General features: G+C 70.1%; 9 protein-coding genes and 1 tRNA gene. 3 read left to right on the top strand and 7 right to left on the bottom strand.

The genetic code is table 11. The features are described from left to right. Positions 1–43: 43 nt before the first annotated feature. From WYM_RS19915 to serS, 6 genes are all read right to left on the bottom strand, one after another. A complete protein-coding gene (locus tag WYM_RS19915; protein ID WP_019180818.1) occupies positions 44–1,339 on the bottom strand; it encodes a GGDEF domain-containing protein in 1,296 nt (431 codons plus the stop codon). 122 nt (positions 1,340–1,461) lie between these two features. Further along, positions 1,462–2,772, bottom strand: a complete 1,311-nt coding sequence (locus WYM_RS10635) for an LCP family protein (RefSeq protein WP_019180817.1) — start codon at positions 2,770–2,772, stop codon at positions 1,462–1,464. Next, the gene (locus WYM_RS10630) at positions 2,772–4,052 is read right to left on the bottom strand and encodes an LCP family protein (RefSeq protein WP_019180816.1); all 1,281 of its coding nucleotides are present in this window, start codon (positions 4,050–4,052) and stop codon (positions 2,772–2,774) included. Before WYM_RS10630 ends, WYM_RS10635 begins: the two co-directional genes overlap by 1 nt. Positions 4,053–4,104: 52 nt before the next feature. Further along, positions 4,105–4,189, bottom strand: a tRNA-Ser gene (locus tag WYM_RS10625). A 387-nt stretch (positions 4,190–4,576) separates the two neighbouring features. After that, positions 4,577–5,560 carry an HAD family hydrolase gene (locus tag WYM_RS10620; RefSeq protein ID WP_019180815.1) on the bottom strand — a complete coding sequence of 328 codons (984 nt, stop codon included), beginning with the start codon at positions 5,558–5,560 and terminating at the stop codon, positions 4,577–4,579. Beyond that, a complete protein-coding gene (gene serS, locus WYM_RS10615) occupies positions 5,557–6,843 on the bottom strand; it encodes a serine--tRNA ligase (protein ID WP_026059733.1) in 1,287 nt (428 codons plus the stop codon). Before serS ends, WYM_RS10620 begins: the two co-directional genes overlap by 4 nt. Before the next feature lie 84 nt (positions 6,844–6,927). Here serS and WYM_RS10610 point away from each other — a divergent pair, with 84 nt between their 5' ends. Both WYM_RS10610 and WYM_RS10605 read left to right on the top strand, forming a co-directional pair. Further along, entirely contained in the window at positions 6,928–8,277 is a 1,350-nt protein-coding gene (locus tag WYM_RS10610; RefSeq protein ID WP_019180813.1) for a diacylglycerol/lipid kinase family protein, read from the top strand. A 137-nt stretch (positions 8,278–8,414) separates the two neighbouring features. Beyond that, positions 8,415–9,770, top strand: a complete 1,356-nt coding sequence (locus WYM_RS10605; protein WP_019180812.1) for a cryptochrome/photolyase family protein — start codon at positions 8,415–8,417, stop codon at positions 9,768–9,770. Between the two features lie 9 nt (positions 9,771–9,779). Here WYM_RS10605 and WYM_RS10600 read toward each other — a convergent pair whose 3' ends face one another. After that, positions 9,780–10,766: an aldo/keto reductase gene (locus WYM_RS10600; protein WP_019180811.1), complete on the bottom strand. Its 987-nt coding sequence runs from the start codon at positions 10,764–10,766 to the stop codon at positions 9,780–9,782. A 117-nt stretch (positions 10,767–10,883) separates the two neighbouring features. On the opposite strand from WYM_RS10600, the gene WYM_RS10595 reads away from it, so the two are divergent. Beyond that, positions 10,884–11,525 carry an NADPH-dependent F420 reductase gene (locus WYM_RS10595; RefSeq protein WP_019180810.1) on the top strand — a complete coding sequence of 214 codons (642 nt, stop codon included), beginning with the start codon at positions 10,884–10,886 and terminating at the stop codon, positions 11,523–11,525. The last annotated feature ends 80 nt before the right edge of the window (positions 11,526–11,605 follow it).

The following is an 11,605-nucleotide window of genomic DNA, read 5'->3' as shown; positions in this document are numbered from 1 at the left end:
TGCACGCAGTTCGCTTCTTCGCCCGCGCCCGCGGGCGCAGCTGTCAGCCGGCCAGCGCGATCTGGTTGCCGCCCCGACCCTTGGCCACGTACATGGCCTGGTCGGCGCCGCGGATGAGCCGGTCGACGCTGAGCGATCCATCGACCGCCGCGGTCGAGATCCCGATGCTCGAGGCGATCCGCAGCGTCATGGGCAGGAACGGGTAGGGCTGCTGGATGGCGACTCGCAGGCGCTCGGCGACCTCGGCGGCGGTCTTCGTGTCGGCCTCCGAGACAACGACGAACTCGTCGCCGCCGTAGCGGGCGACGACATCGGACTCGCGGACGTTGGACTCCAGCCGGCGCGCCACTTCGCGGAGCAACTGGTCGCCGAGCTCATGTCCGAGCCGGTCGTTGACCTCTTTGAATCCGTCCAGATCGATGAAGATCACCGACACCTGGCGCACGCGCTGCAGATCGGAGGTGAGGGCCTCGAGCCGTCGGCGGTTGGGAAGGTTCGTGGTCTCGTCGTGCATCGCGGCGTGCTCGAGCCGGCGCTGCAGTCGATCCGTCGCCAGCTTCTGCGCCGCCTGGTTGGCGAGCGCCTCGGCGAGCGGCGCGGCCTCCTCGTCGAACTGTCGGGGGTGCCGGAAGAAGCAGGCGTAGAACCCGAACGAGGCGCCCTCGAGGTGCACGGGGGCGACGATCACCGCCTGGACGCCACTGGTCTCCATGGCCCGGGCGAGGTCGGGCGAGAGCGCCGTCGCCTCGGCGATGCCGCTGACCTTGATCACCCGCTGCAGCTCGTCCGTGGCGGCGTCGAGCATGGCGTCGGGCAGCAGTCCCTCGAAGGGGTTGGAACCGGCGATATGGCGGACGCGAGCACCGTCGCGGAGGAAGACCACTGCCTCTTCCGCCCGGTACGCGCGAGCCGCGGTGTCGGCCAGGATCTCGCCGAGCCGCTCTTCGCTGGGGGCGGCGGCGAAGGCGATCGAGGCATCGATGATGAGCTGAAGACGACTCTGCGTGCGGTCGGCGAGCACATGGGACTCGCGAAGGTGATGGCCCGCGGCATAGCGGTCGGACGCGTCCACGACGATGAGGAGCGTTCCGCCGTCCTGCTCCGACCGCACCACGAAGACGGCGCGCTCCTCCGCGATCGGAGACGCCATCATGACCGACAGCCGACCCGCCCCGCTGAGGAAGTCGGCAGCGGGAACCAGGAACTCCTCGACGCGGCGTCCCTCCACCGGGCCGCTGTCGGCCCATCGGTGGAACCAGGCGTTCGCCGCGACGATGCGGTCGTTCGAGTCCAGTCTTACGATGCCGACGGGCAGCCCGTCGATGTCGAGGCCGTCCATGTGTCTCCTTGCTGGGCGAACCCCGTGGTCCTCGTGACGAATTTATCGCACGGGGTCATTCGCACGAGAACTGCTCGTGCCGTGTCATCCGCAGGACGGACGCGCGCCGCCCGCGGGGTGGCTCAGTTCTCGGGCAGGGTGCAGGTGGTCTGTCGGGCTGTCTGGCCGGAGATCTCGGACGGCAGCTCGACGCGCTGTTCGGGAGCTGTCCCGACGGGAGTCTCGGCTACGGGCGTCTCGCCCGCAGCCGGCTCGGTCGGAGCCGGCGTCGCTTCGGGCTGCGGCGGCGCGACTTCGCCGGTGACCTGGACGCCGTCGCCCTGGCTCGCCTCGCCGGTGAGGGCGAGCGGCTGGTTGGTCGCGAGCGCGGCGAAGAGCTCGTCCGCGGCATCCGTCACCGGAAGGACCCTGCTGGCACCGCCGCCCGACGCGTATCGCGTGGGGTACTGCACGAAGACGATGTCTTCGAACGGGACGTCCTTGACGGCCATTGCGATCTGCACCATGAGGGTCGGATTCGTCAGGCCCGAGCTGAGCACGAGCTGACCCTGCTGAACCTGGCTGATCGCGGTCGTCGCCAGGGTGAGCAGGCGTCCCGGATCGGCCAGCACCGAGTCGGACTGGAGTTTGCGCACCATCGACGACATGAACTGCTGCTGGTTCGAGATGCGGCCGAGGTCGGAGCCGTCGCCGATGCCATGGCGGATGCGCAGGAACTGCAGCGCCTCCACGCCCTGCAGCGTGTGCGTGCCGGCGGTGAGGTTCAGCCCGGTGTGCGGGTCGCTGATGTCGCCCGCGACGCACACGTCGACCCCGCCGATCGCGTCGGACATGTTGATGACGCCGCTCCAGCGGATCGCTCCGGCGAAGTGGATCTCCTGCTGGGTGAGCGCCTCGACCGCCAGCACGGTGCAGCTCAGGCCGCCGTACTGGTACGACGCGTTGATCATCTGCGACGACATCGCCGAGTAGCTGCCGCTGCCGTCCTCCTTCGGGCACGACGGGATCGGCACGAGCATGTCGCGCGGGAACGACACGACCGTCACGCGGCGGGGCTCGTCCGAGATGTGCACGAGCATCGTGACGTCGTTGCGCTCGCCCTCGGTGTCGCCCGCCCGGCAGGCACCCGAGAGCTTCGCGTTCTCGCCCTCACACGAGTCGGTGCCCACCAGCAGCAGGTTCACACCGCCCTCGATCGCGCCGAGCGACGGGGGCAGCGGCTTCTCCTCGTCGAGCACCACGGCGCTGGCGCCGATGGCCTGCGTCGCGTCCCACAGGCTGTACGCGGTGACGCCGGTGGCGCTCACCCCGACGACGCCCAGAGCGATGGCGAGCATCGACAGCATCGTGACGAGCGGATGCCGCGACCGCAGCACGCCGTGACGCGCGAGCGGCGCCTGCCCCTCGTGCGAGGGGCCCATCTTGCGCGCCATCAGCCGTTGGCTCTCAGGTTGCCGGCGGAGCAGGTCTGGTCGGCCGCCGACTGGCCCGGGATGTCGTCGAGCGCGACGGCGGTCTCGCTGGGCGCCGGGGTCTCGGTCGAACCGGGGGCGGGTGCCGTCTCGACCGGCTCCTCGGTGGGCTGCGGGTCGACGGTGACCACGCCGCCGGTATCGCTCGGATCCTTGGTCAGCTCGATGGGCTCGTTCGCCTCGATCGCCGCCCAGAGCCGCTCGGCGGCCGCCTCGTCGGGCACGACGCGGTTCGAGTCGTAGGGGTCCTCGACGACCGGGAACTGGACGAAGTTGATGTCTTCGAACGGCACGTCGTTGACGGCCATGGCGATCTGCGCCATCCGCATGGGGTTCGTGAGCGACTCGCTGGGAGTGATGTTGTCGACCGCCGTCGTCGCGAGCCTGTAGAGGGTGGCCGGGTCGGAGAGCACCTCGTCGCTCACCAGCTTGCGGGCCAGGCTCGACATGTACTGCTGCTGGTTGCTGATGCGGGCGAGATCGCTGCCGTTCTCGAGCCCGTACCGGGTCCGCAGGAACTGCAGCGCCTCGACGCCGGCGATCGTGCGCGGACCTGCCGGCCAGTCGATGCCGGTGTTGCGGTCGCGCATGCCGCCGTTGCCGATGCAGACGTCGACGCCGCCGATGGCGTCGGTGATATTGATGACGTTGCCGAAGCTGACCTTGGCCGCGTACGGGACGTTCTGGCCGCTCAGGTCGGAGATCGTCTTGACGACGCACGAGAGGCCGCCGCGCGACCAGGCCTCGTTGATCTGCGTCTTCGACGTCGCGGAGGCCTGCGACCCGTCCTCTCTCGTGCACGCCGGCTGCGCAGTCATGAGGTCACGAGGGAACGAGACCACGGTCACGCGCCTCGGGTTGCTCGAGATGTGGACGAGCATGTTGACGTCGTTGAGCTGACCCGCCGAGTCCGGACCGGTGCAACGGGCGCCGAAGAGATAGGCGTACTCCTCCTCGCACTCGTCGGTCCCGACGAGGACGAGATTGACATCACCCTCGATCGCGCCCATCGAGGGTGGCGCAAGCTCCTCCTGGCCCTCGAGCGCAACGGCCTCATCCGAGAAGCTGGTGGCGAGGTCGGTCAGCGCGTAGGCCGCGACTCCGGCGCCCGAGACGAGCACCACGGCGACGATCACGCCGACGATCTTCAGCAGGAAGGCGAACGGGTTCGGAGACGACAGCTCACCGTGGCGCGCGACGGTACGACGGCCGCGCCTCACGGTCTTGCTCGTCTCGCTCACTCGGTTCCTCTCGGGGGTGCTGCTGCTCGGTCCTCCCCCGAGGTTTGGCCTGCGGAGGGTGTGGGATTCGAACCCACGGGACATTGCTGCCCACTGGTTTTCAAGACCAGGTCCATCGGCCGCTCGGACAACCCTCCCGACCGATGTCGCCTGGGGAGGCGGCATCCGTCGAACAGGCGTCGAGTCTAGCCGACAGCACTGTCGACCCATTGTTCCAACGACGGCTGGGCAGGTCCTGAACGACGCGCGGTTCACGCCCTGCGCGCCTTCGGTACCCGAGCGGCGGTTCTTCCGTCCTTGAGCGGCTCTAAACCCCTGAGCGGCTTCCGGTCCCTGAGCCTGTCGAAGGGCGCTTCGACAAGCTCAGCGACCCGGAAAGCGACGCTTCGACTAGCTCAGCGACCGCGGCTGGGGTCAGCGACGGAGGAAAGCGACGGTTCGACAACCTCAGCGACCGGGGCTGGCGTCAGCGACCGGGGCTGGGCTCAGCGAAGCGGACCGGAGTGAGCCGACCGCGCCGGGGGTCAGAGGGTGCGGAGGACTGCTGCGACGCCGCCGGCCTGCACCGACGTGGTCGTCTCGCCCGCGGCATCCCGCACCTCTTGCGGACCCTGCTCCATCGCGACCGCGCGTCCGCCGTTCTCTCGAGCCCAGCGGAACATACCCAGGTCGTTGCGGCCGTCGCCGATCACGAGCACGTGGGCGGGGTCGATGTCGAGGGCGGTGCGCACGCGCTCGAGCCCCGTGCTCTTGTCCACGCCCTGCGGCGCGATGTCGAGCCACGCGGTCCAGCCGACGGCGTACGAGACCTTGTGCAGCCCGATGCGCTCCACGAGCTCGAGGAAATCGTCCTCGCCCTGGTCGGGTGAGACCACCACCACACGGCAGACCGGGTTCGCGCCGAGCTCGTCGAAGGGCACGTGGCGGGCGTGGGTGAGGTTCCAGTCCTCGAGGTGCTCGGTGTACAGGCGCGTGCCGTCCGGCAGCTCGACGAGGTACCGGGCCTCAGGCAGGTGCTCGAGAAGCAGTGTCAGCACGTCGCGCGGGTCGAAGGTCTCGACGTGCCAGCGCTCGTAGCCCGGGTCCTCGGCGTCCTCCGAGCCGACGCGCTGGAGCACCACGGCACCGTTCGAGCACACGACGAACTCGGGCGCCAGGTTCAGCGCGCGCATGATGTGGTGCGTGCCCTCCCAGCTGCGTCCGGTCGCGATCATGACCTCGTGGCCGGCGTGCTGCGCGTGCTCGACGGCTTCCACGATCCCGGGGCTGAGCGTCTCGTCCTCGAGCAGCACCGTGCCGTCGATATCGAGCACGATGAGCATGCGCGCGACCGCGACGCCGGGCGCCTCGGTCTCGCGGGCGATGTCGTCGACAAGGTCGGCGGCTTCCTGCTGATCCTCGACCTCGACCTCACCGGTGCGCGGAAGCTCGTCCTCCACGGCGCCGACGGTGCCGATTTCGTCCGTCGCGTGCCGCAGGTCGTCGGAGTCCTGAGACGCCGGACTCACTCGACGGGCTCCAGGATCTCGAGGCCGCCGAGGAAGGGCCGCAGCACTTCGGGGACGACGACCGAGCCGTCCTCGCGCTGGTGCGTCTCGAGCATCGCGACGATCCAGCGGGTCGTCGCGAGCGTGCCGTTGAGCGTCGCGACGTGCTGGGTCTTGCCGTTCGCTTTGCCCTCCGGCTCGGCCGCGAGGCGGTGGCGGATGTCGAGCCGCCGCGCCTGGTAGGTCGTGCAGTTCGAGGTCGAGGTGAGCTCGCGGTACGCGTTCTGCGTCGGCACCCAGGCCTCGACGTCGTACTTGCGGGCCGCGCTGGACCCGAGATCGCCGGCGGCGACGTCGATCACGCGGTACGACAGCCCGAGGTCCTGCAGCATCTGCTCCTGCAGCGCGACGAGGCGCAGGTGCTCGGCCTCGGCATCCTCGGGCGTCGTGTACACGAACATCTCGAGCTTGTTGAACTGGTGCACGCGGATGATGCCGCGGGTGTCTTTGCCGTACGAGCCGGCCTCACGGCGGTAGCAGGTCGACCAGCCGGCGTAGCGCTTTGCGCCGCGTGAGAGATCGAGGATCTCGTCCATGTGGTACCCGGCGAGCGGCACTTCGCTGGTGCCGACGAGGTACAGGTCGTCGTCTTCGAGGTGGTAGACCTCGGCCGCGTGCTGACCGAGGAAGCCGGTGCCGCGCATGACCTCGGGCCGCACCAGCGTCGGCGGGATGAGCGGGGTGAATCCCGCCTGCAGGGCACGGTCCAGTCCGAGGTTCATCAGCGCGATCTCGAGGCGCGCCCCGATGCCGGTGAGGAAGTAGAAGCGGCTGCCCGACACCTTCGTGCCGCGCTCCATGTCGATCGCCCCGAGCAGCTCGCCCAGCTCCAGGTGGTCGCGCGGCTCGAACGAGAACGCGGGACGCTCGCCGTGCGTGCGCAGCGTGACGAAGTCCTCTTCGCCGCCGGCCGGGACGCCGTCGATGACGATGTTCTCGATGCGGGCGAGGGCGGCATCGGATGCCTCCTCCGCCGCGGTGACCGCGTGCTGGGCCTGCTTGACCCGCTCACTCAGGTCCTTGGCCTCGGCGACCAGGGCGGCCTTCTCCTCTTTGGGCGCCTGCGCGACCCGCTTGCCGTGCGCGTTCTGCGCAGCGCGGAGCTCTTCGAAAGCGGTGATCGCGGCGCGGCGGGCGCGGTCCGCCTCGACGGCGGCGTCGACGGTGTCCGCCGACTCCCCACGCGCCTCCTGCGAGCGCTTGATCAGCTCAGGGTTGTCGCGAAGCAGCACTGGATCGATCACTCTGCAAGCTTAGTCACGCGCCGTGCCGCGGCATCCGGTCGGTCAATCGTCGAGGGCGGGAGAGCCGCACCTAGAGTAAGACGCATGGCAGCGGCATCCGGCACCGGCGATCAGTCCCCGCTTCCCGAAGAGAACGATCCTCCGCACCCCTCCGACGCGATCTACGCCGACGGCCCCGCCACCGACGAGCTTCAGCTCTCGGAGGAGCAGATCGCCCAGCAGGCCGAGGCTTCAGCCGACGCGATCCCCAAGCCCGATCCCGAGGGCTCCGGCGCATCCGACGGAGCGAAGCGAGAGCAGGACGCGCCGGATCCGGTCGAGGCCGCGAAGCCCGACGAGGTCATCCGCGAGCCCGAAGACGTCGCGCCTGACACCGCGGACGACGAGACCGGTGAGGCGCGCCGCGTCGACACCGAGGGCCGCACCGAGCCCCTCGCCGACACGGAGGACCGCCCGACCCCGAAGGCGGCGCTCGTCTACAACCCGATCAAGGTCGACGCAGACGCCCTGCGGAGGCTCGTCACCCGGGCGTCGGCCGACGCCGGGTGGTCGGAGCCGCTGTTCTATGAGACGACCGTCGACGACCTGGGCGACGATGTGACGCGTCAGGCGCTGCAGGAGAACGCGACGGCCGTGCTCGTCGCCGGCGGCGACGGCACGGTGCGCGCTGTGTCGGAGGCCATGGCGGGGTCGGACGTTCCGCTGTCGATCGTGCCGAGCGGCACCGGCAACCTTCTCGCCCGCAACCTGCGGCTGCCCCTCGCCGAGCCCGAAGCCATGGTCCGCGCCGTCTTCGACGGCGACACCCTCGCGATGGACATCGGCTGGTCGCAGCTGCGCCGCTCCGACGGCGAGACGGCCGAGCACGCCTTCGTGGTCATGGGCGGCATGGGGCTCGACGCGGCGATGATCGCCAACACGAACCCGCAGCTGAAGAAGACGGTCGGCTGGGTCGCCTACGTCGACGGAGCGGCGCGCTCGCTCGCGAACGCGCGGCCGTTCCGCGTCATGTACGAGCTGCCGGGCCACCGCCTGCACTCGGCGCGCGTGCAGAGCGTGCTGTTCGCGAACTGCGGCTCGCTGCCCGCGGGGCTCGAGCTGATCCCCGAGGCCTCCATCACCGACGGTGCCCTCGACATCGTCATCTTCCAGCCCAAGGGTCCGCTCGGCTGGATCTTCGTCTGGCGTCGCGTCGCCTGGGACAACAGCTTCCTGCGCCGCTTCCGTGCCGGCCGGCGCGTGCTCGCACTGCGGACGAAAGACAATGCGGTCCGCTACTCGCGCGGCGCCGGCATCGAGATCGCGACCCACCAGGCCCAGCCCGTGCAGCTGGACGGCGACGAGTTCGGCGAAGCCGTCGCGGTGAACACCCGCGTCGAACCCGGCGCCCTGAAGATCGTGGTGCCCAAGGGCCACTCGACCGACGGCCTCTGACCCCCGTCTTTCCGTTCACGGACCGAACACGCCGCACCGGGCTTCGGCGCTCGCGGCGCGTCTCGTCGGTGAACGGCCGGGAGAAGGGGGTCTGTCAAGAGCGGGCCGCGATCCCGCCGCAGGGTCAGGATGAACCCATGCCGAGCCCGTCGATCGTGTGGTTCCGCGATGACCTTCGTCTCGCCGACAACCCCGCGCTGCGCGCCGCGCTCGACCGGGGCGAGCCGGTGATCGGTCTCTACGTCCTCGATGACGAGAGCCCCGGCATCCGCCCCCTCGGCGGAGCCGCCCGCTGGTGGCTGCACCATTCGCTCGCCTCCCTCGAGGAGCGCCTGCGCGAGCGCGGCTCGACCCTCGTCCTGCGACGCGGCCCGGCCGAGCAGGTGGTGCGGCAGGCGGTGACGGATGCCGCGGCCGGCGCCGTCTTCTGGAACCGTCGCTACGGCGGTCCCGAGCGAGAGATCGATGCCGCGCTGAAGGCGGGGCTGCGCGAGGACGGCGTCGAGGTCGCGTCGTTCGCAGCGTCGCTGCTCTTCGAGCCGTGGACGGTGAAGACGGGAGCGGGTACGCACTTCTCGGTCTTCACGCCGTTCTGGCGAGCGTGCCAGGCGATGCCCGCGCCGCGCGCGCCCCTGCCCGAGCCGCGCGAGGTTGCGGGGCCGCACCGAGCGCCCGCATCGGATGCGCTCGACGACTGGGAGCTGCTGCCGACTCGCCCCGACTGGGCAGGAGGGCTGCGCGAGGCGTGGGAGCCCGGCGAGCCCGCGGCGCGCCGACGCCTGCGCGAGTTCCTGACCGACGACGTCGCCGCCTACGGCCGCGCGCGCGACGAGCCTGCGGCAGGCGCCACCTCGCTGATGTCGCCGCGGCTGCGGTGGGGCGAGATCAGTCCGCACACCGTCTGGCATGCCACCATCGAGGCCGGTCAGGGCGGCCGGTTCCTGTCCGAGCTCGGCTGGCGCGAATTCGCGTGGCACACGCTGTACCGCTACCCCGACCTCGCGACCAAGAACCTGCGCCGCGAGTTCGATGCGTTCCCCTGGCCGCGCCTCGCTCCCCACCGGCTCGAGGCCTGGCAGCAGGGCCGCACCGGCATCGCCCTCGTCGACGCCGGAATGCGCGAGCTCTGGCACACCGGCTACATGCACAACCGGGTGCGGATGGTCGCGGCATCCTTCCTCATCAAGAACCTGCTCATCGACTGGCGGCGCGGCGAGGAGTGGTTCTGGGACACGCTCGTCGACGCCGACGGCGCCAACAATCCGTTCAACTGGCAGTGGGTCGCCGGATCAGGCGCCGACGCGGCGCCGTACTTCCGCATCTTCAACCCGGAGCTGCAGGCCCAGAAGTTCGACCCCGACGGGCACTACGTGCGCGAGTGGGCGCCCGAGCACCTGAGCGAGAGCCCGCCGGAGCCGATCGTCGATCTTCGAGAGACCCGCAACGCGGCGCTGGCCGCGTACGAGCAGGTCAAGAACGCGGCGCGCGCCTGACCCCCGCGTTCACCAGGCGTAAGCCTCGGGAGCCTGGCCGCCCGGGCCGGGGAAGAGCTCGTCGAGAGCGGTCAGGTCGTCGTCGCTCAGGCGGATCTCGAGCGCCGAGACGGCGGACTCGAGCTGCTCGACCGTGCGCGGTCCGATGATCGGGCCGGTCACGCCGGGCTGGTGCAGCAGCCAGGCGAGGCCGAGCGCCGACGGCGTCCAGCCGCGCTCCTGCGCGAACCGCTCGTACGACTCGAGCTGCTCCCGGCGCTGCTCGCGCTGGGCGGTCACGCGCTCCGTTCCCGACCGGGCCTTCGCGTCGGAGGATCCGCCGCTGAGCAGGCCGCCCGCAAGAGGAGACCACGGCAGGATGCCGAGCCCGTAGTTCTGCGCCGCCGGGATGACCTCGAGCTCGATCGAGCGCTGCACCAGGTTGTACAGCGACTGCTCGCTGACCAGGCCCAGGAAGTGGCGCTGCTGGGCGATCTCGTTGGCCTGCGCGATGTTCCACGCCGCGAAGTTCGAGCTGCCGGTGTAGACCACCTTGCCCTGAGCGACCAGCACCTCCATCGACTGCCACAGCTCGGGCCACGAGATGTGCCGGTCGATGTGGTGGAACTGGTAGAGGTCGATCCGGTCGGTCTGCAGACGTCGGAGCGAGCCGATCGCCTCGCGGCGCACCTGCCATGCCGAGGCGCCACGGGCGTTGACCACGTCGCCCTCGGGCGTCGGGTCGACCATCGGCGAGTGCACCTTGGTGGCGAGCACGATGTCGTCGCGCACGCCGGGACGGGCGGCGAACCAGCGCCCGATGATCTCCTCGGTCGTGCCACGGCCGCCTGCCCCGCCGTAGCCGTTGGCGGTGTCGAAGAAGTTGACGCCCAGCTCGAGCGCGCGGTCCATGATCGCGAACGCGTCCTCTTCCGAGGTGCGGTCGCCGAAGTTCATCGTGCCCAGCACGATCCGTGAGACGGAGGTGCCGGTCCGGCCGAGTTGCGTGTAGTCCATCTCGACATCGTCACACAGGCCGGGCAGGGGTCGGCCCGTTTTCAGGAATCGTTTCCTGAGAGGTCGGATATCCGTGTGGATGGAATGCGGGCGAGCGCCGTGCCGTTGCGGGCAGGCATGATAGCGATCGGAATCATCGGTGCAGGACACATCGGCAGCGCGCTTGCTCGCGCCTTCTCGGGACTCGGCTACGACGTCGTGATCGCGAACTCTCGCGGTCCCGAGACCTTGAGCGGTCTCGTCTCCGAGCTCGGGCCGAAGGTCCGTGCCGCGACAGCCGAGGAGGCGGCTCGCGACGCGGACATCGCCGTCGTGACGGTGCCGCTGCGTGCTCTGAAGGACGTGCCGGTCGAGCCCCTCGCCGGCAAGATCGTGCTCGACACCAACAACTACTACTTCGAGCGCGACGGCCACATCGAGGCACTCGACCGCGGCGAGGCGACCACGTCCGGGCTCGTGCAGGAGCACCTGCCGACCTCGAAGGTCGTCAAGGCGTTCAACCACATCCTCGCCGCCGACATCTCGCCGACGGGCGTCCCCGCCGGCGACCCCGCGCGTCGCGCGCTCGGAACCGCGAGCGACTTCCCCGAGGCCGTCGAGTTCGTCACGGGCGTCTACGACGCCCTCGGGTTCGACACCGTCGAGGTCGGCCCGCTGAGCGAGTCGTGGCGCATCGAGCGTGATCGCCCCGCGTACGTGAAGGTTCAGACCGCACCAGAGCTGCGCGAGAACCTCGCGAAGGCGAACCGCCTCCCCTGATCCGGTTCCGGCCCGACCGGAATCCGGGCTGACCGGAATCCGGGCTGGCGTGAAATCCCGCCCGATCCGGAATGCGGATG

The organism is Microbacterium yannicii PS01 (genome assembly GCF_000304335.1).
GTDB classification, from domain to species: Bacteria; Actinomycetota; Actinomycetes; order Actinomycetales; family Microbacteriaceae; genus Microbacterium; species Microbacterium yannicii_A.
Note: the sequence above shows the minus strand (reverse complement) of the source record. Positions and strands in the feature narration are given on the sequence as shown.

Coding starts and splice junctions, on each gene's coding strand:
- WYM_RS19915 (WP_019180818.1), bottom strand. CDS start 1,339: ATGGACGGCCTCGACATCGACGGGCTGCCCGTCGGCATCGTAAGACTG.
- WYM_RS10635 (WP_019180817.1), bottom strand. CDS start 2,772: ATGGCGCGCAAGATGGGCCCCTCGCACGAGGGGCAGGCGCCGCTCGCG.
- WYM_RS10610 (WP_019180813.1), top strand. CDS start 6,928: ATGGCAGCGGCATCCGGCACCGGCGATCAGTCCCCGCTTCCCGAAGAG.
- WYM_RS10605 (WP_019180812.1), top strand. CDS start 8,415: ATGCCGAGCCCGTCGATCGTGTGGTTCCGCGATGACCTTCGTCTCGCC.
- WYM_RS10600 (WP_019180811.1), bottom strand. CDS start 10,766: ATGGACTACACGCAACTCGGCCGGACCGGCACCTCCGTCTCACGGATC.
- WYM_RS10595 (WP_019180810.1), top strand. CDS start 10,884: ATGATAGCGATCGGAATCATCGGTGCAGGACACATCGGCAGCGCGCTT.